We start from the raw sequence: 22,615 nt of genomic DNA, 5'->3' as shown, positions 1-22,615 counted from the left end.
ATCCCTCTCCCCTTAGGGGAGAGGGGAGCGGATCTTACTCTACGGTCAGTACGCGAGTGGTATTGGTTGAGCCGATGGTGCTCATCACATCACCCTGCGTCACGATGACGATATCACCGGACACCAGGTAGCCTTTGTCGCGCAGCAGGTTGACGGCATCGTGCGCGGCAGCGACGCCATCATTGGTGCTGTCGAAGTGAACCGGGGTCACGCCGCGGTACAGCGCCGTCAGGTTCAGCGTACGCTCGTGACGGGACATGGCGAAGATCGGCAGGCCGGAGCTGATACGCGAGGTCATCAGCGCGGTGCGGCCAGATTCGGTCATGGTGATGATGGCTGTCACCCCTTTCAGGTGGTTGGCTGCGTACATCGCAGACATCGCAATCGCTTCTTCCACGTTGTCGAACTGAATGTCCAGACGGTGTTTAGAGACGTTAATGCTTGGGATCTTCTCTGCACCCAGGCACACGCGCGCCATGGCGGCCACGGTTTCTGCCGGATACTGGCCCGCAGCGGTTTCCGCAGACAGCATTACCGCATCGGTACCGTCCAGCACGGCGTTAGCCACGTCCATCACTTCCGCACGAGTTGGCATTGGGTTAGTGATCATGGATTCCATCATCTGGGTGGCGGTGATCACCGCGCGGTTCAGCTGGCGCGCGCGACGGATCAGTGCTTTCTGGATGCCGACCAGTTCCGGGTCGCCAATTTCTACACCCAGATCGCCACGGGCAACCATCACCACGTCAGACGCCAGAATCACGTCGTCCATCGCGTCCTGATCGCACACTGCTTCAGCACGCTCTACTTTGGCAACGATCTTCGCGTCGCAGCCTGTATCACGCGCCAGACGACGGGCATAGTTCAGGTCTTCGCCGCAGCGCGGGAAGGAGACGGCCAGATAATCAACGCCAATTTGCGCCGCAGTCACGATATCCGCTTTGTCTTTGTCGGTCAGCGCTTCTGCAGACAGGCCGCCGCCGAGTTTGTTGATACCTTTATTGTTCGAGAGCGGGCCACCGACGGTCACTTCGGTGAACACTTTCATGCCCTGAACTTCGAGGACTTTCAGCTGTACGCGTCCGTCATCGAGCAGCAGGATGTCGCCAGGCACAACGTCAGCAGGCAGACCTTTATAGTCGATACCCACTTTCTCTTTGTCGCCTTCGCCTTTGCTCAGGTTGGCATCCAGCAGGAATTTATCGCCGATATTGAGGAAGACTTTGCCTTCTTTAAAGGTCGATACGCGGATTTTTGGACCCTGGAGGTCACCGAGGATGGCAACATGGCGGCCAAGTTTAGCCGCGATTTCACGCACTTTATCGGCACGTAATTTATGGTCTTCTGGCGTACCGTGAGAGAAGTTCATACGCACCACGTTGGCACCCGCGGCGATAATCTTTTCGAGATTATTATCGCGATCGGTAGCCGGGCCTAATGTAGTTACGATCTTGGTTCTGCGAAGCCTTCTGGACATGTAATACTCCGTTGACTGAAACAACTTTGGTGTTGCGTGAACATTAAATCGGCCTTCATCTGCCGCAAGGCAGCAAAGAGGGGACCGAATGCCGTAAGTCGTACATCTTAGTTATTAGGGAACATCGCTCTTTATAAGCAATTCTTTATCAAAACGCGATTCCTTGAGCGCTTCCTTGACACGCTTCAAGTTATCTCTGAATTTTGCACCCCTGCGCAAGGTAAAACCGGTCGCCAGCACGTCAATCACCGTTAGCTGCGCCAGACGTGACACCATAGGCATATACATGTCGGTATCTTCCGGCACGTCCAGAGTGATGGCGAGCGTTGCTTCCCGCGCCAGCGGCGTGCCTGCGGTCGTCAGGGCAATCACCATGGCATCGTTTTCACGTGCCAGTTGAGCCAGCTCAACCTGACTCTTGGTGCGCCCGGTGTGCGAGATCAGTACCACGACATCATCTTCGCTACAATTCATACAGCTCATGCGTTGCAGCACAATGTCATCGGTATAAATTACCGGTACGTTAAAGCGGAAGAACTTGTTCATGGCATCATGCGCCACGGCAGCCGACGAGCCAAGACCGAAGAAGGCAATGCGTTTGGCCTGCGTCAGTAAATCGACCGCGCGATTGACCGAGCCCATGTCCAGCGACTGACGTACGTGGTCCAGCGTCGCCATGGCGGATTCAAATATTTTCGCTGTGTATGCATCAACGCTGTCGTCTTCATCAACATTGCGATTAACATACGGGGTGCCGTTTGCCAGACTTTGCGCAAGATGCAGTTTAAAATCAGGAAAGCCGCGCGTTTCCAGGCTGCGGCAGAATCGATTAACCGTCGGTTCGCTGACGCCCGACTCCTGCGCCAGAGCGGCGATGCTTGAATGAATCGCCTGAGCGGGAGAGGCAAGAATAACTTCGGCCACTTTTCGCTCGGATTTGCTAAGGTGTTCCAGTTGAAACTGGATTTTTTCCAGCATGTTCATTGTTAACAGGGCGCTCGTGGGGGTGGAAACGATTTCATTAATAGATGAAATCGAGATTCGATTTAGCCGATATTACCCCTGTGTTTTACTAAAGGGTAACAGTCGACAAGAAATGTTGTTGTTTTTTTTCATTACTTGATCGATGTCGGATTTTGCTGGGACCCTGTTGCGCAAAGAATCGACGTTTGTTGCGTCATTGCGCCATCGCTAACGTCTGAAGGGCGGAAAATCGCGGTATCGCACGCGACGTTAAGCGCTAATGGTTTCAGGAATGACGTAAAAGCAGTACAGTGCATTGTAATAAAATTACAACGATACCTGGCAGAAGCACCAGGTGATCTAACTGAGGAGAATGACATGGCGGTAACGCAAACAGCCCAGGCATGTGACCTGGTCATTTTCGGCGCGAAAGGCGATTTAGCACGCCGAAAATTGCTGCCTTCCCTGTATCAACTGGAGAAAGCGGGTCAAATTCATCCGGATACCCGTATCCTGGGTGTTGGGCGCGCCGACTGGGACAAGGACGCTTATACAAAAGTGGTGCGCGAAGCGCTCGAAACTTTCATGAAAGAGAAAATTGATGAAAGTTTGTGGGATACGCTGAGCGGACGCCTTGATTTCTGCAATCTGGACGTAAACGACGTAAGCGCCTTTACCCGTCTGGGCGAGATGCTGGATCAAAAAAATCGCGTCACCATTAACTATTTTGCGATGCCGCCAAGCACCTTCGGCGCGATCTGCAAAGGTCTGGGCGAAGCGAAGCTGAACGCTAAACCGGCACGCGTCGTGATGGAAAAACCGCTGGGTACCTCGCTGGCAACGTCGCGGGAAATCAACGACCAGGTGGGCGAGTTCTTTGAAGAGTGCCAGGTCTACCGTATCGACCACTATCTCGGAAAAGAGACGGTACTGAACCTGCTGGCGCTGCGTTTTGCGAACTCCCTGTTTGTGAATAACTGGGACAACCGCACCATCGACCACGTGGAAATCACCGTGGCGGAAGAGGTGGGGATTGAAGGTCGCTGGGGGTACTTTGACCAGGCCGGTCAGATGCGCGACATGATCCAGAACCACCTGCTGCAAATTCTGTGCATGATTGCCATGTCTCCACCGTCTGACCTGACGGCCGACAGCATTCGTGACGCCAAAGTGAAAGTGCTGAAATCACTGCGCCGCATCGACCGCTCCAACGTGCGTGAGAAGACCGTCCGCGGCCAGTACACCGCCGGGTTTGCTCAGGGTAAAAAAGTGCCTGGCTATCTGGAAGAAGAGGGCGCGAACAAGTCCAGCAACACCGAGACCTTCGTGGCGATCCGCGTGGATATCGACGACTGGCGCTGGGCGGGGGTTCCGTTCTACCTGCGTACCGGGAAACGTCTGCCTGCTAAATGTTCCGAAGTGGTGGTTTACTTCAAAAACCCAGAGCTGAACCTGTTCAAAGAGTCCTGGCAGGAGCTGCCGCAGAACAAACTGACCATCCGTCTGCAGCCGGACGAGGGAGTGGATATCCAGATCCTGAACAAAGTGCCGGGTCTGGATCACAAACATAACCTGCAGACCACCAAGCTGGATCTGAGCTACTCCGAAACCTTCAACCAGACGCACCTGGCTGATGCTTACGAGCGTCTGCTGCTGGAAACCATGCGCGGTATCCAGGCGCTGTTCGTGCGTCGCGACGAAGTGGAAGAGGCGTGGAAATGGGTCGACTCCATTACCGAAGCCTGGGCAGCCGATCAGGATGCGCCAAAACCGTATCAGGCAGGAACATGGGGACCGGTCGCATCGGTTGCGATGATCACGCGTGACGGTCGCTCCTGGAACGAGTTTGAGTAACGGTCACCTCTAGCCCAAAGGTGTTATTTTACCGGTAACATGATCTAACACAGCTAGTGGCACATTTTTTAAAGTTTTAAGCTCCGCGTGGATTCACCCGCGGAGCTTTTTTTATTACACTGCCGGAAGCGATTTTGCCCTTGAGCTCCGGACAGCAAGCGTTTCAGCGTTGTTAACAACTGCCAGCGACTTTGTAAACTCCCGAGCCCAGACAAATAAATTAGAGGAGCTTTTATGAATCCGACATTGTTACGCGTAACACAACGCATCATTGAACGCTCGAAAGAGACCCGTTCCGCCTACCTCGCCCGTATTGAACAAGCAAAGAGTGAGACCGTCCACCGTTCGCAGCTGGCCTGCGGTAACCTCGCGCACGGTTTCGCCGCCTGCCAGCCGGGTGATAAAGATTCGCTGAAAAGCATGCTGCGTAACAATATCGCCATCATCACCTCCTACAACGATATGCTCTCCGCACACCAGCCGTATGAGGTCTATCCCACTATCATTCGTAACGCGCTGCACAGCGTAAATGCCGTGGGTCAGGTGGCAGGCGGTGTACCCGCTATGTGCGACGGCGTGACGCAGGGACAGGACGGGATGGAGCTGTCGCTGCTGAGCCGCGAAGTGATTGCGATGTCTGCGGCGGTGGGCCTGTCTCACAATATGTTCGATGGCGCGCTCTATCTCGGCGTATGCGACAAGATCGTCCCTGGCCTGGTGATGGCGGCGCTGTCATTTGGTCATCTGCCCGCGATTTTCGTGCCGTCCGGCCCGATGGCGAGCGGTCTGCCAAATAAAGAAAAAGTGCGTATCCGCCAGCTCTATGCGGAAGGCAAAGCCGATCGTCAGGCGCTGCTGGAAGCGGAAGCCGCCTCCTACCATGCGCCGGGCACCTGTACCTTCTACGGTACGGCCAACACCAACCAGATGGTGGTGGAGTTCATGGGGATGCAGCTTCCTGGCTCGTCCTTTATCCAGCCGGATGCGCCGCTGCGCAAGGCGTTGACTGAAGCCGCGGCGCGTCAGGTGACGCGTCTGACCGGGAACGGCAACGACTGGATGCCAATGGGCAAAATGGTTGATGAGAAAGTCATCGTCAACGGGATTGTTGCGCTGCTGGCAACCGGTGGTTCAACCAACCACACCATGCACCTGGTCGCGATGGCGCGCGCGGCGGGCATCCTGATCAACTGGGATGACTTCTCCGACATCTCCTCCGTGGTGCCGCTGATGGCGCGCCTGTACCCGAATGGTCCGGCAGACATCAACCACTTCCAGGCGGCGGGCGGCGTTCCTGTTCTGATGCGCGAGCTGCTGAAAGGCGGTCTGCTGCATGAAGACGTGAACACGGTGGCGGGCTATGGCCTGCAGCGTTATACCCTCGAGCCATGGCTGAACAACGGCGAGCTGGACTGGCGCGAAGGGGCGAGCGACTCTCTCGATCCTCAGGTAATCGCGACCTTCGAACAGCCGTTCTCGCGTCACGGTGGCACCAAAGTGCTGAGCGGTAACCTCGGTCGTGCAGTCATGAAGACCTCTGCCGTCCCGGAAGAGAACCAGATTATCGAAGCGCCTGCGGTGGTGTTCGAAAGCCAGCACGACGTGCTGCCTGCCTTTGACGCGGGCCTGCTTGATAAAGACTGCGTGGTGGTGGTGCGTCATCAGGGGCCAAAAGCCAACGGGATGCCAGAATTACATAAACTTATGCCACCACTTGGTGTATTATTGGACCGCCGTTTCAAAATCGCGCTGGTGACCGATGGACGTCTCTCTGGCGCATCGGGTAAAGTGCCTTCTGCCATCCATGTGACCCCGGAAGCCTACGACGGTGGTTTGCTGGCGAAAGTGCGTGACGGTGACATGATCCGCGTGAACGGCCAGACAGGTGAGTTAACCCTGCTGGTCGATGAGGCAGAGCTGGCAGCACGTCAGCCTCATATTCCTGACCTGAGCGCGTCGCGCGTGGGTACCGGACGCGAAATGTTTGGCGCGCTGCGCGAGAAGCTGTCCGGCGCAGAGCAGGGCGCAACCTGTATTACGTTTTAAGACGACGTGTTTTTAACGATCTGGCGAGAGAAAACTCTGATGAAAAACTGGAAAACAAGTGCAGAAGCAATCCTGACCACTGGCCCTGTCGTGCCGGTCATCGTGGTGAACAAACTGGAGCACGCTGTCCCAATGGCGAAAGCGCTGGTTGCGGGCGGCGTTCGCGTCCTGGAAGTGACCCTGCGCACCGCGTGTGCGATGGACGCTATCCGCGCTATTGCCAAAGAAGTGCCGGATGCCATCATCGGTGCGGGTACCGTTCTGAATGCGCAGCAGCTGGCTGAAGTGACCGAAGCCGGTGCTCAGTTCGCGATCAGCCCGGGACTGACTGAGCCTCTGCTGAAAGCGGCAACCGAAGGTTCTATTCCTCTGATCCCTGGTATCAGTACCGTGTCTGAACTGATGCTGGGCATGGATTACGGTCTGAAAGAGTTTAAATTCTTCCCGGCTGAAGCCAACGGCGGCACCAAAGCGCTACAGGCGATTGCGGGTCCATTCTCTCAGGTGCGTTTCTGCCCGACCGGCGGTATCTCTCCTGCCAACTACCGTGACTACCTGGCGCTGAAAAGCGTACTGTGTATCGGCGGTTCATGGCTGGTGCCAGCGGATGCGCTGGAAGCCGGCGACTGGGATCGCATCACCAAACTGGCTCGCGAAGCGGTTGAAGGTGCGAAACAGTAAGTTAATCGCAGCATGAAAAACGGGCCTTTTGGCCCGTTTTTTTATCCCTCTACCTTGACGTTCGCAGCGGCCGCTTTCGCTCTCGCCACGGCGTCGTCCACGTTATCCCCGGTGGCTAACGCTACGCCCAAACGACGGGTTCCGTCGATTTCCGGCTTACCGAACAAACGGATCTGCAATCCTGCACCTACCGCTCCGTCGACGTTATCAAACGTCACGTTCCGGCTGGTCAACTCGGGCAGGATCACTGCCGATGCCGCAGGACCGTACTGGCGAATGCCGCCAACAGGCAGGCCGAGGAAAGCGCGCACGTGCAGAGCGAACTCGGAGAGATCCTGCGAAATAAGCGTCACCATGCCGGTATCATGCGGGCGAGGGGAGACTTCGCTAAAAATCACCTCGTCGCCGCAAACAAACAGCTCTACGCCGAAGAGACCATAGCCGCCGAGCGCCAGGACGGCCCTGCGGGCGATCTCCTGCGCGCGCTCCAGCGCCAGAGCGCTCATCTGCTGCGGCTGCCAGGATTCACGGTAATCGCCGTCTTCCTGACGGTGGCCAATCGGGTCGCAGAAATGGACGCCATCCACGGCGCTAACGGTGAGCAGAGTGATTTCGAAATCAAACTTCACGACGCCTTCAACGATCACGCGACCGGCTCCGGCACGACCGCCCTGCTGGGCATAATCCCACGCGTTATCCAGCGCGCTGCTGTCACGAATAAAGCTCTGGCCTTTACCGGAGGAGCTCATCACCGGCTTAATGATGCACGGGTAGCCAATCTCCTCTACGGCCTGCAGGAATGCGGCTTTATCGCCAGCAAAACGGTAGCTCGACGTGGGCAACTCCAGCTCTTCTGCGGCCAGGCGGCGAATGCCCTCGCGGTTCATGGTGAGCTTCGCGGCGTTGGCACAGGGCACCACGCGCTGGCCTTCCTGTTCAAGAGCAATGAGCGTGTCGGTGGCAATGGCTTCAATTTCCGGCACGACAAAATGGGGTTTCTCACGCGTAATCAGCTCGCGAAGGGCATCGCCATCCAGCATGTTAATGACATAAGAACGATGGGCAACGTGCATCGCGGGGGCATCGGCATAACGGTCTACGGCAATGACTTCAATGCCCAAACGCTGGCATTCAATAGCGACCTCTTTACCCAGTTCACCCGAGCCCAAAAGCATCACACGCGTCGCCGCAGGTCGCAGCGCGGTTCCTAAACGAGTCATAAAAATCCCCCTGAAAAAGTTGCGGGCAGTATAAACGAAAACGTTTGCGTCTGTCTTGCTCACGGGCGTTTCATCACGTAAGAATTTGCGCTTCTTTAGTGCAGGCAGACATTTCCTGACACCCACTCGCTTAGGCTGTGAGCATATGCACCGTTAAGTGAGGGAAATTATGTCAGGCTGGTTAAATCAACTGCAATCCATGCTGGGTCAGAAAGGCGTGTCGTCGGGTGAGCAAGGGCTCAGCAAGCTCCTGGTGCCGGGCGCGTTGGGAGGACTGGCGGGGCTGCTGGTCGCCAATAAGTCATCGCGTAAGCTGCTGGCAAAATATGGCACTGGCGCGCTCCTCGCGGGGGGCGGAGCCATTGCGGGTACCGTCCTGTGGAACAAATACAAGGACAAAGTGCGCACCGCGCATCAGGGTGAGCCGCAATACGGCGAGCATGTCACACCGCTGGATCTCCGAACAGAGCGGCTCATTCTGGCGCTGGTGTTTGCGGCCAAAAGCGACGGGCATATTGATAGCAAAGAGCGTGCGGCGATAGAGCAGCAGATGCGTGAGGCCGGTGTGGAAGAGCAGGGGAGAGCGCTGGTTGCACAGGCCATCGAACAGCCTCTCGATCCCCAGCGTCTGGCGCAAAGCGTGAAGAACGAAGAAGAGGCGCTGGAACTCTATTTTCTGAGCTGCGCGGCTATCGATGTCGATCACTTTATGGAGCGCAGCTACCTGAATGCGCTCGGCGATGCGCTGAAGATCCCTCAGGATGTTCGTGAGGGTATTGAGCAGGATATTCAGCAGCAAAAACAGACGTTACAGGCCGGGTAATCATCTGATGTGGTCATGTTTCGCTTGCATCATGCGCGTGTTTTGCCAACCTTATAGGGTGTAAAACTCAAAAGAATCATGACATGCCACCGAAAGCCCGACGCACTCCTTATGCGATCACCACGCATGGTGATACGCGCATAGACCACTATTACTGGCTGCGGGATGACTCGCGTTCCCAGCCAGACGTGCTCGACTATCTGCACCAGGAAAACGACTATGGCCGCAAGGTCATGTCCAGCCAGCAGGCGCTACAGGATCAGCTGCTGAACGAAATGGTGCAGCGTATTCCCCAGCGCGATGTATCTGCCCCCTGGACCAAAAACGGTTATCGCTACCGTCATATCTATGAGCCCGGCAATGAATACCCCATCTATCAGCGCCAGTCGGTGCTATGTGCCGAATGGGACGAATGGGAAATCCTGCTGGACGCCAACCAGCGTGCCGCTCACAGTGAATTCTATACGCTGGGCGGTATGTCGGTGTCGCCAGATAACGCCATTATGGCGCTCGCAGAAGACTACCTTTCTCGCCGACAGTACGGCCTGCGCTTCCGCAATCTCGAGTCCGGGAACTGGTATCCGGAAATGCTGGAGAATATCTCCCCGGATTTTGTCTGGGCGAATGATTCTGAAACGGTCTACTACGTCAAAAAGCATGCGTCCACGCTGCTGCCTTATCAGGTCTGGCGGCACACCGTAGGGACGGATTCTGCCGATGATGAACTGGTGTACGAAGAGAAAGACGAGACGTTTTACGTCAGCCTGCACAAAACCTCATCGCGTCACTATGTGATTATTTATCTGGCCAGCGCCACCACCTCGGAAGTCCTGCTCCTGGATGCCGAACTGCCTGATGCGCAGCCGCTCTGCTTCCTGCCGCGCCGAAAAGATCATGAGTACAGTCTTGACCATTTTCAGCACAGTTTTTACCTGCGATCGAATCGCGAGGGCAAAAACTTCGGCCTCTACAAAACCAAAGTGCGAGATGAGCGCAAGTGGGAGGTGCTGATCCCCTCGCGGGAGCAGGTGATGCTGGAAGGCTTTACGCTCTTTACCGACTGGCTGGTGGTGGAAGAGCGTCAGCGGGGGTTGACCAGTATCCGCCAAATCAACAGGAAAACGCGGGAAGTTGTGGGAATTGCCTTCGACGATCCGGCCTATGTCACGTGGATTGGCTTCAACCCTGAACCGGAATCGTCGCGCCTGCGTTATGGCTACTCTTCAATGACGACGCCGGACACCCTGTTTGAACTGGACATGGACACCGGGCAGCGCCAGGTGATTAAACAGGCTGAGGTAAAAGGATTTGAGTCGGATAACTACCGCAGCGAACACCTGTGGGTGACCGCCCGCGATGGCGTTGAGGTGCCGGTCTCCCTGGTGTATCACAAGGCGCATTTTAACAAGGGCAAAAACCCTCTTCTGGTTTACGGCTACGGCTCCTACGGCTCCAGTATGGATGCGGATTTCAGCGGTAGCCGTTTGAGCCTTCTCGACCGCGGCTTTGTCTATGCTATTGCCCACGTGCGCGGTGGCGGTGAACTGGGCCAGCACTGGTATGAAGAGGGGAAATTCCTGAAGAAGAAAAACACCTTCAACGACTATCTCGACGTCTGTGATGCCCTCATCGAACAAGGCTATGGCGACCCGACGCTCTGCTTTGGGATGGGGGGAAGCGCGGGCGGCATGCTGATGGGGGCCGTGATTAATCAACGCCCTGAGCGCTTTAAGGGCATCATCGCGCAGGTTCCGTTTGTCGATGTGGTGACCACCATGCTGGATGAGTCCATCCCGTTAACCACGGGAGAATTTGAAGAGTGGGGGAATCCTCAGGACGAAATCTATTATCGCTACATGAAAGAGTACAGCCCCTACGATAACGTGGAGGCGAAAGCGTATCCGCATCTGCTGGTCACCACCGGCCTGCATGATTCACAGGTGCAATACTGGGAACCTGCAAAATGGGTGGCGAAACTACGTGAACTGAAAACCGACGATAATCTGCTGCTGCTCTGTACCGACATGGACTCCGGACACGGGGGTAAATCAGGGCGATTTAAATCCTATGAAGGCGTCGCGCTGGAGTACGCGTTCCTGATTGGCCTGGCGCAGGATACGCTGCCAGGCCGCGCAGAACGTTAGGCGTCGCCCAGATAGTGCTTCAGCGTCAGGCGAAGCTCCGGGCTCATTCTGTCGAGGTTGTTATACAGCCAGCGCAGATAACCCGGATCTTTATCCGCCACTTCCGACACCGGTTTGCCGCGATATTTCCCAAAGGTAAAGGTGGTCAGTAACGCAGGGCGTCCGGTGATGGTTGCCATATCATCCGGCGTCCAGCCAGAGATATTCATAATATCAATCAGCAACGCGGCGGTGATATAGCAGTCATAGAGGGCGCGGTGATGGTGCAGCCCCTCCGGCGTCCTGACGCTGAGCTTGCGGGATTTATACAGCGCCATATTGCTGTATTTAATCCCCGGCCACAGTCGACGAGCCAGCTTCATGGTGCAAATCCATTCGCCCGGCATTTCCGGAAGAACGCGACGATCAAAGCTGGCGTTATGTGCGACATACCACGGGCTGCCGTAATAATGCGGTATGATCTCTTCAATCCATGGCTTGTCCGCCACCATCGACTCCGTAATGCGATGGATTGCCATCGCCTGCGGACTTATCGGACGGTCGGGACGCACCAGGTGGCTCATCGGGTTGACTATCTTTCCGTCAACCACATCGACTGAAGCCACTTCTACTATTCCGCCCTGCAGATCGCAGGTTTCGGTATCGATGACGCGCAGCATTGATCGCTCCTGACCCTAAAACGCTTAGCCTAAAGGAATGATATCGCCTTGCCAACCCTGTCTGCCAAGAGATCCGGTTAAGAGCAGTTCGCCTTTGTCGGCGCGAACGATCAGCTGACCTTTTTCATCCCATAATGCACTGCCGCTGCGGGCGTTGGCCATCAATACCGCAATGGCATACTTATGCGCGAAGCGCTGCAATGTGCTGATGGACTGCCGCCAGCGGTTATCGCCCACCGCCTGGCAACTGGTGAATAACGTGGCTTGCGGATCGAGGTTAGGGGTGTCTGACTGGGTATCGATAATGGTGAGCTGTTTATCCCCCGGGATCAGGCTTGCCCCGCTTCCCTGAGGATAACGGAGGACAGTATCGAGATGGGGCGTGAAGAGGGCGAGTCCTTTCTGACGCCGGCCCTGATGAACGAGCGTCAGCCCTGCAATAACCGTTAGATTGTGTGACTGCGCGGCGTGAAGGAGTGGGGCAAGCTGCAGATCGTCGGGCGGCGCGGGCAGGTCAGCCTCGCCGGGGCCTGTTAATGAGAGTTCAGGAAACACCAGCAACTGACACTGCTGTCGCGCCGCTTCGTCAATGAAACGGAGGTGGTGTTTTACATGGCTATCCACACTGGAGTGCTGTGCGGCATATTGAGCTGCTGCAATATTCCATCGAGACATCGTGACTTCCTTATACACTGAGTCGCCGGGATTTAAGAATACACCTAATTTTATAAGGGTTTTCTTATCCTGCCATAATCCGCGTAAGGAAGTGTAATGCGTCGTTAAGCTTATTTAACTTTAGGTTCGTACGGCAGTCGCGAGAGATTAACCGAGGCCAGGCGATGCGCAATCAGGCGTTCTCGAAACCAGTCGCGCAGGTGCGCGGGTTGTTCACGCTCGACAACTTCAGCCACGATGGGCATGTTGTAGCGTTCTTTAAATGCCACGCCAGCGGCAGCGAGATCGACATTGACTTTGTCCATCTCGTCCTGAGGAAGGGCAGCCAGATTAATGTTCATTACCTTCTCCTTTTTATGCGGCGGCAACGTTACCGCGATTGGATGACGATGACAAGCGAAGGGAGGATGATCCTCGACTCGTTTATTATACAGCGTTATTCTTTACCTTACAGGCATAACAAAAAGGAATGATTGTGATGGATTTCTCCTCTTCCCGCGCGGTGCGCGCGCTCACTTTATTGATCGCGTCGGCAGTGACGCCCGCCGTTCTGGCCCATGCGCATCTCAAACAGCAATCCCCGGCGGCCAATACTCAGGTAGCGGCCCCGCAGACCCTTACGCTGAACTTCTCCGAAGGTATTGAACCGGCATTTAGCGGCGTTGTGGTGACCGACGCGCAACAGCAGGTGATGAAAACCGGTACCGCTAAGCGGGATGAAAAAGACAACGCCCGGCTGGTTGTGCCACTGGAACAACCGCTGGCGGTGGGCACCTATCAGGTGGACTGGCATGTGGTCTCGGTTGATGGCCACAAAACCAAAGGCAGCTATCACTTTAGCGTGAAGTAATATGCTGGCGCTGGTCTATGTGGCGTTACGCTTCATCCATTTCGGCGCGTTGATGCTGATTTTTGGCAATGCACTCTACAGCGTCTGGTTTGCGCCGTCGTCACTGCAACGCCTTATGCTGAGGCGCTTTCAGGCGCAGCAGAAAATGGCCGCGTTAATCAGCCTCGTGACCGCACTCCTGATGTTTGCGGTGCAGGGCGGAATGATGGGCAACGGCTGGCCCGATGTGCTGAGTACGGATATCTGGCGGAGCGTGCTGGGGACGCAGTTTGGCGGCGTCTGGCTGTGGCAAATCATTCTGGCCATCATCACCGCCGGTGCCGCGTGGCTGGCACCCCTAAAAGGTTCGCGACTGTTGCTGCTTGCGATGGGGCAGTTTGTCCTGCTGGCGGGCGTCGGGCATGCGGCAATGGACGACGGGGCACCGGGGGCACTGCACCGCCTTAATCATGCGATCCATCTCCTCTGCGCGGCAACCTGGCTTGGCGGATTGTTACCGCTGCTGTTTTGCATGCGTCTCTCGAGCGGACGCTGGCAGACAGCGGCGGTCTATACCATGATGCGTTTTTCCCGCGTGGGGCACTATGCCGTGGCTGGCGTGATATTCACGGGTATCATTAACGCGCTGTTTATTACCGGCATCAATGTGCCCTGGCAGGCGGGCTACGTAAAAATGTTGTTGTTCAAATGTGCGCTGGTGGCGTTGATGGTGGTAATTGCGCTGGCGAATCGGTATTTTCTGGTGCCACGCTTTCGTCCGAATGCCGGGTGGGAGCAAACCCTTTTTATCAGGATGACACAGGCAGAAGTGGTGCTGGGCGCGTTGGTACTGGCCACGGTCAGTCTGTTTGCGACCTGGGAACCCTTTTGACAAGGTTTAAAGACATATGAAAAAGACACTACTTTCTCTTTTACTGCTGGCCTGCACTGGCAGTGCGCTGGCAGCGCCGCAGGTGATCACCGTCAGCCGTTTTGAGGTGGGTAAGGAAAAATGGGCCTTCAATCGTGAAGAGGTGATGCTGACTTGCCGTCCTGGCCACGCCCTGTACGCGATCAACCCAAGCACGCTGGTGCAATACCCGTTAAACGATACCGCAGAGCAGCAGGTTGCCAGCGGTAAGAGTAACGGACAACCGATTAGCGTTATCCTGATTGACGATCCCGCTAAACCTGGCCAGAAGATGAGCCTGGCACCGTTTATCGAGCGCGCGGATAAACTCTGCTAACACCAATGTTTCCAATAAAAAACCGCAGATGCTAGCGAAAGCACTGCGGTTTTTTACGTTTAATGATGCTCCGACGCTTTTTTTCAGGCCACTTTAACCGTGGACTGGAAAACCTGGCGTCGTCATCTATTCTTAAAAGGCAAGGCGACTTAGCCTGCATTAATGCCAACTTTTAGCGCACGGCTCTCTCCCAAGAGCCATTTCCCTGGACCGAATACAGGAATCGTATTCGGTCTCTTTTTATCTGCATGAAAGTAAACGATAAAATCCTGCTATCGACCTCTGCAGCGAGCACATTTCCTGTGAGCCTGGTTCAAACATACCACAACACGGCAGGCCAAAGTCCAGCCCTTTTTGACTGTTTTGTTAAATTCTTGTGCATAGTTGGCGAAAGCCCTCAGTAGTCTGGAAGCGAGAACTCATCGATCCCGCGATATCATCCAGCAGCTCGAAGCGGCGACGATATTCAGCCCGCTTTTTACTGGCGATCTCTTCCAGTGATTTACGTTCCACCTGCAGGGGGAGTTGCCAGCAGAAAGGTGAAAGTTTACGGCCGTTAAGCGTTTCCCAGAATTCGTCGTAGCTGGCGTGGAAATGTTGACCTTTGCTCAGGCGATAGCGCAACGCACGGAACACGTGTCCCTCATCGCTGACGGCGAAAATGGCGTGAACATTCGCCTGTGCGGCCAGCTGGAAAATCACTTCCATCAGGACGCGCTTAGGGAACAGGCCGTGGCAGGCTCGGGTGGCCTGCTTGATCGCCTCCCGCGATACGTTGCGGCGCGGTCCCTGAAGTCCGCCAATGACCAGCACTGGCCGACCGTGGCTGCGCGCGACGCAAAACGTCAGGCTGGCGAGCAAGGTGTTATTGCTGTCATGGAGCCACAGCGTACTCTCGCCTTCACGCTCGGCTTTGCCGGCGGAGGAAGCATTGACGGTATAGATCACGTCGTTTTTTGCCTGAAATTGCACAATGCACTGCTCGTGCGGGCTCGTCAGGGCGTGGCCAAGATCGCTGTTCTTCAGGCTATCGATCCAGTGATAGTGACTGACAACAGCGTCGGCGCGATCGCCAGGACGCAGGCCGCGCATCAGGTACTGGCGGTGGGTTTTACTCGGTAACGTGATTTGCGATGCCAGCAGCCTGTCAAAATCATCGCGTCCTGATAGCGCGTCCAGCATGCGATGGGTGGAAGCGCGGAATAACAGTGAGCGCAGAAGAAATTTCAGCCGGTAGTCACGCTTCTGCCAGATTGGGCCCGGAACGCGTTTTCCTTTCACCAACTCGGAGATGATATTTGTGCGACAGGGATACAGCACATCGTTTTGCAGGTGTATGTTAGACACGTAAAGACCTCTCATTCTATTTCGCTCTATTTTAGAGGGGCGGGTATAAGGGCTTAATAGCCCGGCGATCTTTATTTCCGTTTGGTTGAAGGTTTGTTTGGGTTGGTAAAAACGATGTCGGGACAGGATATTTTCTGCTGCAGCTATACTCTTTAAAGGAGGCGTTATGTATCAGAAAATTGAGGGTAAAAACTGGCGCCACGTCTGGGTCGTCAGCGATATACATGGCTGCTATCAATGGCTTATGGACGCACTGAAGCGTCGACATTTCAATCCTTACGAGGATCTTTTGATTTCCGTTGGCGATATTATCGATCGCGGCCCCGATTGCGTGAAATGTTTACAGCTTATGGACGAAAAATGGTTTCGGGCGGTGCGAGGCAATCATGAACAAATGGCGCTGGATGCAATAGAAAATAATGATTATGCGCTTTGGATGTCAAATGGCGGCATATGGTTTTCAGCGCTCGAAGACAAACGGAACGCTCTGAGGCTACTCAACGCGTGTCGGGACTTACCGCATATTATTGAAATAACCTGCGCAAACGGTCTGAATGTTATTGCTCATGCGGATTATCCGGCAGCGGAGTATGTCTGGAATAAACCGGTCAGCGCGCAGCGGGTGCTGTGGGATCGCGACCGTTTAATGGGGTTTATGGTAGGGAAAGGGCAGGGGATCCAGGGGGCGGATCATTTCTGGTTCGGTCATACGCCACTGGATAAACGCTATGACTTTAACAATCTGCACTATATCGACACCGGTGCGGTGTTCGATGGCTTCCTTACGCTGGTTCAGCTGCAGTAATAAATAACCCGCCTTCGGGCGGGTTCACTTTAGGTCAGGCAAGACGCAAGACCCAGGCATCGGTGTTACGGTCGTAATGCTCGCGGTAAAGGACTGAGTGTTCTCCATCAAGGATCGCCGGGACGCTGGTGTCGGCATCCCAGGCATCCAGTTGCATGCACAAATCCGGGTCGGATTTGCAGGGAATACTTAACGTTCGATCGCCTTGTGCTTCGCCGCGCAATTCTGCGTCGTCGATTTCAAAAGCGCCAATACGCACGCTGGTTTTCGTCATAGTGCTCTCCGGGTTCGTTGCAAAAATCTGGTATGACCAGTACGGGCATCCATTTTTTAGCCTAGACAAGGAGAGCAAAATCGCCAGTAAAAAAATGCGCTTTTTTAGTCGGTGCGAGTGTTACCCGTAAACAAGCGACCATCACGAACCAGCTCGCGCGGATAATTATTTTTCAGCCGTGATCCGATCTTTTTCGCCAGCCCCAGCGGGAACCCCTGATAGGTGACAATGACCTCATCCTGGGACGGGGTGCTTTCAGGGTAAACATCACGGCCGCGATACCACTCTTCGGCTTCCTGATGCGTCAACTCAAAGGTGTTGTCGCTACCCGCCAGCGCAATAACCGCCTCGTGCTGCCAGCGGTACCCCTTGTTGTGTACTTCCGCCAGGCGGATACCGATACGGGAAAAGCGGACTTTACCGATAAGCGGCTCAATGTGTGCCGGGAACAGCCATATCTCTTTATCACGTATCCAGAGATGCAAACTCTCGTCCCAGACCAGCCCAACCCTGTTGGCGGCGGCTTCAAGCTGCGCGGCATCGCGACCTTTAAGCGGCGCAAACGGGAAATTGCCGACTTTGAATTTTGGTATTGGCAGGGGAGCCACCGCCTGCGTTTTACGCAGACGTGCGACAAAGAACCCTTCACAGTCGTAAATTTGTGGGAATACGTGGAGGAAACCATCGGGCGTGGCCGCCTCATGTGCCGTGGGGAATAAGTCATTAAGGGGCAAGAACTCGACAGCATCCGGGTATTGCGCTTTCAACCACAAACAAACCTCTTCGTTCTCATCGCGGTTTAAGGTGCACGTTGAGTAGACCAGCGTGCCGCCGGGACGCAACGCGTGAAACGCACTCTCAATCAGCTCGCGCTGCGTGGCAGCGATATCCAGGTTGCTTTCCACCGACCAGTTTTTAAGTGCATCAGGATCTTTGCGCACCACGCCCTCGCCGGAGCAGGGCGCATCCAACAGAATGGCATCGAATGCCTCCGGCAAGGCGGCACCGAATACGCGACCGTCAAAATGCGTCAGGGCCACGTTATGGATACCGCAGCGGCTGATATTGGCGTGGAGCACCTTCACTCGGCTGGCGGAAAACTCGTTGGCGAGAATCGCCCCGCGGTTGCCCATGCGTGCGGCAATCTGCGTGGTTTTTGAGCCGGGTGCGGCGGCGACATCCATCACGCGTTCGGGCGCGTTACCCTCAGCGAACAGGGCGGCAACCGGCAGCATCGAACTCGCTTCCTGAATATAAAACAGTCCGCTCAGATGTTCAGCGGTGCTGCCCAGCGGTAAAGCGTCCTCGTCGTCGCGCTCGATCCAGAAACCTTCTTCACACCATGGCACCGGCGTAAGTTGCCAGCCATACGGCGACACCAGCGTCAGAAAATCGGTCACGCTGATTTTGAGCGTATTGATGCGGATGCTACGACGCAACGGGCGCTGGCACGCGGCGATAAAATCATCGAAGGAAAGATGAGAAGGAAGCGCCTCGCGCATCTGCGCCAGGAATTGTTCAGGAAGAAATACGGAGTTTTGAGCCACGGGCACACCACAGGGAAACATTCAGGCGCGCAGTGTAACATAAAGGCTCCGGCGCGTTGACACCGGAGCCTTTCAGATTAACGCGGCAGGGCGGTTCCCCATTCGCGCCACTCTTTGGGTTCACTTTCAAGGAGCAGGAAGTGTTTACCCGGCTGGGCTTTCGGTGCCAGCGGTGTACCCGGTGGCGTTGCGAAGGCGATACCGCCGCGTATGAACTGGTTAAAGGTACCGGTTTTCACCACGCCGCCCGTCAGGCCAAAGTCCAGTGAATATCCGGAGGCCAGCCAGAATACGGAGTTGTTGCGTACCAGGTGCTGGTAACGATCGCTAATGCGCAGCGCGACCATCACGCGGTCCGAAAGGGTACCCAGCGTCAGGCCCGTCACGGTGCCGACTTCAATACCGCGGAACAGCACCGGTGTACCGATGGACAGTCCACCGGCTTCCGGGACTTCGACCACAATGCTCAGGCCATCAAGGTAGCGCGAGTCGGTAATCGTCGCTTCCTGCAGTTCAAAGTCACGACGGGCTTTCCCTCGACCGGCTTCAACGTTGATGTAGGGCTGCAAAATCGTGTCGAGATGCTCAACGCCTGCGGCAGAAATCTGCGGCGTGACCACGGAGAAACGTGAGCCCGCACGGGCGAAGGTCTGCACATACTCCGGATAGAGCACGGCGGTAGCCTGCACTTCATTGCGCGATGTGATCAGCGTTAGCTTCTGGATCTGCCCGATATCAATGCCCAGATAGCGAATAGGCATTCCCTCAGCCAGTTTCCCCGCATCGAAGGCATGGAGGGTAATCTGTCCGCCTACGGCACGCGCCGCGGTCTCAGACGGGAAGAGGATACGCTTATCCCCCTTGCGCATATCGCCACCCGCACCGGGCAGATTATCGAAGCTAATCGCACCGCGCAGTGCGCGGGAAAGAGGAGAGGCCTGCACGGTTAATCCGCTGCCGTTAAGCTGGACCTTCGCACCGCCTTCCGCCCAGAACACACTATTTGCGGTGAGTAGCTTGCGGTATTCCGGCTTGATATGCAGTTCGATATCAAAGGCGTCCGCGCGCGGACGTACGGTGATCACTTCCCCGACCTCAAACTTGCGATACAGCACAACCGAACCGGCCTGCACGTCTGGCAGCGTCTCGGCGCTCAGCGTCAGCGTGGTGGTCGGCAGATCGCTCAGGCTGTTTTCTATCGCCTTGTCCAGATTGGCATACAGTGGATAACTCTCCCGCACGGGGCCTTTATTGCCCGGCAGAATGCGGATCCCGCCGTTGACCCATTCGCTGGCGCTGGCGCCGAGGAACTCAACGCCGTCCAGACCGACCTTCACATCGACGCGGCTGTTCACTACAAACTTACTGTCACCATGCACCAAATCGCTGTACTGCGGATCGATAGCGGCCGAGAAGGTGACCCCTTTTTCCGACAGGGTGCGCTCCAGCACCTGGCCCACCTGCACGCCATGTAAGATCAGCGGCTGACCGGCTTCAATGCCGTAACTTTCCGGGGCGTTAAGCGTGACGGTCACAACGCCGGGTTTTTGCAGCAGCGCTTTGTCCGCCGGGGCAATAACAAAACTGTTGCTGGGCTGCCCCTCTCCGGGGATAAGTTCAAAGGTAGCGCCCGTGAGCAGGCTGCTGATGCTGGCATCACTCAGCGACAGCTTGGGACTGCGCATCTCAATACGCGTTTTCTCTCGCAGGAGATCGACCACGCTCGGATCAACGGTCATCTCACCGGTTACCGAACCGCCGGGATTGAGCGTCATTTTCGTCAGCTGTCCGACCTCAAGCCCTTGATACATTAGCGGAGTCGAACCGGCTTTCAGCCCTTTGGCGTCGGGCAGGGCAAGTTTCACGATCACACCGCGCTGGCTGTGGGCCAGATCGGCGTACAGTCCAAAGGTATCATCGGCTTTGGCAGGGCTGGACCCTTCCGGGGAATCGAAGGCAATAGCGCCATTCACCAGCGCCGCCAGGCTTTCCAGCTTCACTTTTGCACCGCTCAGGCTGACGTCCGCATCCACGCCGGACACATTCCAGAAGCGGCTGCCTTTTTTCACCAGGTTAGTGAAGCGGCGATCGATCAACACGTCAATGGTCACACCCTGTTTGTTCGGGTTGATGGCGTAATCGTAAACGCGACCCACCGGAATTTTGCGGAAGTAAACCAGCGAACCGCTGTTCAGTGAACCCAGGTCAGGTGCCTGCAGGTGGATCATCAGGTCGCCGTTATTGAGTCGGTACTTCGGCTGCGTATCGAGCGCCACAAAGTGATCCTGCGGCTCGCCTTTACCCGGCATCATGCCGATATAGTTACCGCCAACCAGGGCATCCAGCCCCGACACACCGGCGAGAGAGGCTTTCGGCGTCACCAGCCAGAACTGCGTTTCGCTGCGCAGAGCATCCTGCATGTCAGATTTGATACTGACTCGCACCTGAATTTTGTTCAGCCCTTTTCCCAGCGTGATGTCCTGGACAGTACCGACTTCCACGCCCTGGAAGCGAACAGGGGTGCGCCCGGCGACGATACCGTCGGCGGTCTGGAAGTCAATGGTGACAGTACTTCCGCGATCTTCATAGCTCGTCCAGATAAGCCAGCCCGCGATCATCAGGGCGATGACGGGCAGCAACCAGAATGGCGAAATGCGGCGTTTTGTTTTAATTCTCGCTTCAGTCGGCGAAGCGGGCGTTTCCTGACTCATGTGCATCCCAAAGTAAGCGGCTATCCAGCCATTCCACAGCAAGAATAGTCAATATCACCGCAGAGCCGAAATAAAAAGCTGCGGGTCCCATTGTAAAAGCAAGCAGCTGATCGCGATTGATGAGCGACATCATCAACGAAATCACGAACAGATCCAACATCGACCAGCGACCAATCCAGGTAACAAACCGCAGAAGCAGGATGCGTGTGCGCAGGCCCTGTTCGCATTTAAAATGGATGCTGATAAGTAACGTAAACATCACCACCACTTTGGTGAACGGCACCAGGATACTGGCGATGAACACAATGGCCGCCACGCCCACGTTGCTGTGGGCGAGGGAGATAATCCCTGAAAGGATGGTGTCTTCCTGGCGCGCGCCATTCACGTAAATGATTGAAATCGGCAGCATGTTAGCCGGGATCAGGAATACCATGGAAGCAATCAACGCTGCCCAGCATTTTTGCAGACTGTTGTTGCGCCTCAGCCTTAGCGGAATATGGCATCGCGGGCAGCGTCCCCGTTTATCCGGCAAGCCGGTATAGTGGCAACCTAAACAGACGCGCAGGTTTTCATCCGGACGCATGGCCGGACGCTGGGGATAAAAACGCTCCCAAAGCTGCTCCACGTTCAGATGGATCAGCGTCAGAATACTGAGCAATACCAGGCAGATGAAAGCGAACAGCCCAACGCCGGGCTGCAAAAATGCGTAGTCCTGCACTTTAATTGACGCCACACCGACCCCGACCAGGTAGATGTCCAGCATGACCCACTCTTTCAGCTTATCGAGCATCAGCAACACGGGGCGGAGATTCATCCCAAGAATATTACCAAGCCACAAATAGGCGATGGCGGCGACCAGAACCAGTGGCGCACCGACGGTACAAAACAGCACCATGGCGGCGGTCAGGGGATCGCCCTGGCGCGTCATCTGCCAGATCCCTTGCAGCACGTTGGCATCAATACGCACGCCGAGCAGATAAAGTTTCAGCAGCGGCTCGCTCCAGGCAAAGGGCATAAGCAAGAGCATTGTCACGGCCATGGCTGCCAGACGGGTCAACGACCAGTCCCGCCCGTCGCGGATTTTGGCGTCACAGCAGGGACAAAACGCACTTTGGTGCGATTTCATCTTCGGCAACATAAAAAGCGTATCGCACTGCGGGCAACGCTGATAATGTGCACGAGGCAGGGCCTCACTTACCGTATGGATAGTGATCTTCTTTGTCGGCGTAATTTTGGTTGTTTTTAAGGCCATCAGCTGCGCACAAAAGTGTATTGTTGAAAGTTATATTAACTCATGAATTGATTCATCTTGA

The 22,615-nt window shown here is 55.6% G+C and carries 20 protein-coding genes; 9 read left to right on the top strand and 11 right to left on the bottom strand.

Going from position 1 to position 22,615, the window contains the following annotated elements; genetic code table 11:
- Positions 1–34: 34 nt before the first annotated feature.
- Together pyk and ACOQH0_RS13620 are read right to left on the bottom strand one after the other, a co-directional pair.
- Positions 35–1,477, bottom strand: coding sequence for a pyruvate kinase (pyk, locus tag ACOQH0_RS13625; RefSeq protein WP_421510578.1), 1,443 nt, complete (start codon positions 1,475–1,477; stop codon positions 35–37).
- A 114-nt stretch (positions 1,478–1,591) separates the two neighbouring features.
- Positions 1,592–2,461: a MurR/RpiR family transcriptional regulator gene (locus ACOQH0_RS13620; protein ID WP_010432597.1), complete on the bottom strand. Its 870-nt coding sequence runs from the start codon at positions 2,459–2,461 to the stop codon at positions 1,592–1,594.
- Between the two features lie 357 nt (positions 2,462–2,818).
- On the opposite strand from ACOQH0_RS13620, the gene zwf reads away from it, so the two are divergent.
- The 3 genes from zwf (at position 2,819) to kdgA (ending at position 7,021) form a co-directional block, all read left to right on the top strand.
- Positions 2,819–4,294, top strand: coding sequence for a glucose-6-phosphate dehydrogenase (zwf, locus tag ACOQH0_RS13615; RefSeq protein WP_089598193.1), 1,476 nt, complete (start codon positions 2,819–2,821; stop codon positions 4,292–4,294).
- 234 nt (positions 4,295–4,528) lie between these two features.
- Complete coding sequence (edd, locus tag ACOQH0_RS13610; RefSeq protein ID WP_421510577.1) at positions 4,529–6,340, top strand: phosphogluconate dehydratase; 1,812 nt, start codon at positions 4,529–4,531, stop codon at positions 6,338–6,340.
- A 39-nt stretch (positions 6,341–6,379) separates the two neighbouring features.
- Positions 6,380–7,021 (top strand): bifunctional 4-hydroxy-2-oxoglutarate aldolase/2-dehydro-3-deoxy-phosphogluconate aldolase, encoded by a 642-nt coding sequence (gene kdgA, locus ACOQH0_RS13605; RefSeq protein WP_006811025.1) that lies wholly within the window; start codon positions 6,380–6,382, stop codon positions 7,019–7,021.
- Between the two features lie 41 nt (positions 7,022–7,062).
- Here the strand turns inward: kdgA and purT are convergent, their stop codons facing one another.
- A complete protein-coding gene (purT, locus tag ACOQH0_RS13600; protein WP_421510576.1) occupies positions 7,063–8,241 on the bottom strand; it encodes a formate-dependent phosphoribosylglycinamide formyltransferase in 1,179 nt (392 codons plus the stop codon).
- A gap of 169 nt (positions 8,242–8,410) precedes the next feature.
- Between purT and ACOQH0_RS13595 the strand changes: the two genes are divergently transcribed.
- The gene (locus tag ACOQH0_RS13595; RefSeq protein WP_336666879.1) at positions 8,411–9,064 is read left to right on the top strand and encodes a tellurite resistance TerB family protein; all 654 of its coding nucleotides are present in this window, start codon (positions 8,411–8,413) and stop codon (positions 9,062–9,064) included.
- A gap of 83 nt (positions 9,065–9,147) precedes the next feature.
- Positions 9,148–11,208, top strand: coding sequence for an oligopeptidase B (gene ptrB / locus ACOQH0_RS13590; RefSeq protein WP_421510575.1), 2,061 nt, complete (start codon positions 9,148–9,150; stop codon positions 11,206–11,208).
- Here ptrB and exoX read toward each other — a convergent pair.
- The 3 genes from exoX to ACOQH0_RS13575 all read right to left on the bottom strand — a co-directional run bounded on the left by exoX (position 11,205) and on the right by ACOQH0_RS13575 (position 12,883).
- Entirely contained in the window at positions 11,205–11,867 is a 663-nt protein-coding gene (gene exoX, locus ACOQH0_RS13585) for an exodeoxyribonuclease X (RefSeq protein WP_010432611.1), read from the bottom strand. The genes ptrB and exoX overlap by 4 nt on opposite strands.
- 24 nt (positions 11,868–11,891) lie before the next feature.
- The gene (locus ACOQH0_RS13580; protein WP_421510574.1) at positions 11,892–12,542 is read right to left on the bottom strand and encodes a nitrilase-related carbon-nitrogen hydrolase; all 651 of its coding nucleotides are present in this window, start codon (positions 12,540–12,542) and stop codon (positions 11,892–11,894) included.
- 110 nt (positions 12,543–12,652) lie between these two features.
- Positions 12,653–12,883, bottom strand: a complete 231-nt coding sequence (locus tag ACOQH0_RS13575; protein ID WP_010432616.1) for a DNA polymerase III subunit theta — start codon at positions 12,881–12,883, stop codon at positions 12,653–12,655.
- 137 nt (positions 12,884–13,020) lie between these two features.
- On the opposite strand from ACOQH0_RS13575, the gene yobA reads away from it, so the two are divergent.
- The 3 genes from yobA to ACOQH0_RS13560 are packed head-to-tail and all read left to right on the top strand — an operon-like array spanning position 13,021 to position 14,618.
- Entirely contained in the window at positions 13,021–13,392 is a 372-nt protein-coding gene (gene yobA, locus ACOQH0_RS13570; protein ID WP_421512355.1) for a CopC domain-containing protein YobA, read from the top strand.
- Between the two features lies 1 nt (position 13,393).
- On the top strand, positions 13,394–14,263 hold the full coding sequence (copD, locus tag ACOQH0_RS13565) for a copper homeostasis membrane protein CopD (protein WP_325827485.1): 870 nt from the start codon (positions 13,394–13,396) through the stop codon (positions 14,261–14,263).
- A 16-nt stretch (positions 14,264–14,279) separates the two neighbouring features.
- A complete protein-coding gene (locus ACOQH0_RS13560) occupies positions 14,280–14,618 on the top strand; it encodes a YebY family protein (RefSeq protein WP_421510572.1) in 339 nt (112 codons plus the stop codon).
- 366 nt (positions 14,619–14,984) lie between these two features.
- Here the strand turns inward: ACOQH0_RS13560 and ACOQH0_RS13555 are convergent, their stop codons facing one another.
- Positions 14,985–15,965: a VirK/YbjX family protein gene (locus ACOQH0_RS13555; RefSeq protein WP_421510571.1), complete on the bottom strand. Its 981-nt coding sequence runs from the start codon at positions 15,963–15,965 to the stop codon at positions 14,985–14,987.
- A gap of 166 nt (positions 15,966–16,131) precedes the next feature.
- Between ACOQH0_RS13555 and pphA the strand changes: the two genes are divergently transcribed.
- Complete coding sequence (gene pphA, locus ACOQH0_RS13550) at positions 16,132–16,770, top strand: protein-serine/threonine phosphatase (protein ID WP_421510570.1); 639 nt, start codon at positions 16,132–16,134, stop codon at positions 16,768–16,770.
- 34 nt (positions 16,771–16,804) lie between these two features.
- On the opposite strand, the gene ACOQH0_RS13545 is transcribed toward pphA, so the two are convergent.
- From ACOQH0_RS13545 to yebS, 4 genes are all read right to left on the bottom strand, one after another.
- Complete coding sequence (locus ACOQH0_RS13545; RefSeq protein WP_042717979.1) at positions 16,805–17,044, bottom strand: YebV family protein; 240 nt, start codon at positions 17,042–17,044, stop codon at positions 16,805–16,807.
- A 104-nt stretch (positions 17,045–17,148) separates the two neighbouring features.
- A complete protein-coding gene (gene rsmF, locus ACOQH0_RS13540; protein ID WP_421510568.1) occupies positions 17,149–18,612 on the bottom strand; it encodes a 16S rRNA (cytosine(1407)-C(5))-methyltransferase RsmF in 1,464 nt (487 codons plus the stop codon).
- 56 nt (positions 18,613–18,668) lie between these two features.
- Positions 18,669–21,302, bottom strand: coding sequence for a PqiB family protein (locus ACOQH0_RS13535; protein ID WP_159077893.1), 2,634 nt, complete (start codon positions 21,300–21,302; stop codon positions 18,669–18,671).
- Positions 21,271–22,554 carry a membrane integrity lipid transport subunit YebS gene (yebS, locus tag ACOQH0_RS13530; protein WP_421510567.1) on the bottom strand — a complete coding sequence of 428 codons (1,284 nt, stop codon included), beginning with the start codon at positions 22,552–22,554 and terminating at the stop codon, positions 21,271–21,273. Before yebS ends, ACOQH0_RS13535 begins: the two co-directional genes overlap by 32 nt.
- Positions 22,555–22,615: the final 61 nt, after the last annotated feature.

The sequence above is a fragment of the Enterobacter sp. JS8-1 genome (assembly GCF_049187015.1).
In the GTDB taxonomy this organism is placed as follows: domain Bacteria; phylum Pseudomonadota; class Gammaproteobacteria; order Enterobacterales; family Enterobacteriaceae; genus Enterobacter; species Enterobacter mori.
Note: the sequence above shows the minus strand (reverse complement) of the source record. Positions and strands in the feature narration are given on the sequence as shown.

Excerpts from the sequence above, each read along its gene's own strand:
- ACOQH0_RS13595 (WP_336666879.1), top strand. The coding sequence starts at position 8,411 with ATGTCAGGCTGGTTAAATCAACTGCAATCCATGCTGGGTCAGAAAGGC.
- rsmF (WP_421510568.1), bottom strand. The coding sequence starts at position 18,612 with ATGTTTCCCTGTGGTGTGCCCGTGGCTCAAAACTCCGTATTTCTTCCT.
- copD (WP_325827485.1), top strand. The coding sequence starts at position 13,394 with ATGCTGGCGCTGGTCTATGTGGCGTTACGCTTCATCCATTTCGGCGCG.
- zwf (WP_089598193.1), top strand. The coding sequence starts at position 2,819 with ATGGCGGTAACGCAAACAGCCCAGGCATGTGACCTGGTCATTTTCGGC.
- yobA (WP_421512355.1), top strand. The coding sequence starts at position 13,021 with ATGGATTTCTCCTCTTCCCGCGCGGTGCGCGCGCTCACTTTATTGATC.
- pyk (WP_421510578.1), bottom strand. The coding sequence starts at position 1,477 with ATGTCCAGAAGGCTTCGCAGAACCAAGATCGTAACTACATTAGGCCCG.
- ACOQH0_RS13560 (WP_421510572.1), top strand. The coding sequence starts at position 14,280 with ATGAAAAAGACACTACTTTCTCTTTTACTGCTGGCCTGCACTGGCAGT.
- exoX (WP_010432611.1), bottom strand. The coding sequence starts at position 11,867 with ATGCTGCGCGTCATCGATACCGAAACCTGCGATCTGCAGGGCGGAATA.
- edd (WP_421510577.1), top strand. The coding sequence starts at position 4,529 with ATGAATCCGACATTGTTACGCGTAACACAACGCATCATTGAACGCTCG.
- kdgA (WP_006811025.1), top strand. The coding sequence starts at position 6,380 with ATGAAAAACTGGAAAACAAGTGCAGAAGCAATCCTGACCACTGGCCCT.
- ACOQH0_RS13545 (WP_042717979.1), bottom strand. The coding sequence starts at position 17,044 with ATGACGAAAACCAGCGTGCGTATTGGCGCTTTTGAAATCGACGACGCA.
- ACOQH0_RS13580 (WP_421510574.1), bottom strand. The coding sequence starts at position 12,542 with ATGTCTCGATGGAATATTGCAGCAGCTCAATATGCCGCACAGCACTCC.
- ACOQH0_RS13575 (WP_010432616.1), bottom strand. The coding sequence starts at position 12,883 with ATGAACATTAATCTGGCTGCCCTTCCTCAGGACGAGATGGACAAAGTC.
- ACOQH0_RS13620 (WP_010432597.1), bottom strand. The coding sequence starts at position 2,461 with ATGAACATGCTGGAAAAAATCCAGTTTCAACTGGAACACCTTAGCAAA.
- ACOQH0_RS13535 (WP_159077893.1), bottom strand. The coding sequence starts at position 21,302 with ATGAGTCAGGAAACGCCCGCTTCGCCGACTGAAGCGAGAATTAAAACA.
- pphA (WP_421510570.1), top strand. The coding sequence starts at position 16,132 with ATGTATCAGAAAATTGAGGGTAAAAACTGGCGCCACGTCTGGGTCGTC.
- purT (WP_421510576.1), bottom strand. The coding sequence starts at position 8,241 with ATGACTCGTTTAGGAACCGCGCTGCGACCTGCGGCGACGCGTGTGATG.
- ptrB (WP_421510575.1), top strand. The coding sequence starts at position 9,148 with ATGCCACCGAAAGCCCGACGCACTCCTTATGCGATCACCACGCATGGT.
- yebS (WP_421510567.1), bottom strand. The coding sequence starts at position 22,554 with ATGGCCTTAAAAACAACCAAAATTACGCCGACAAAGAAGATCACTATC.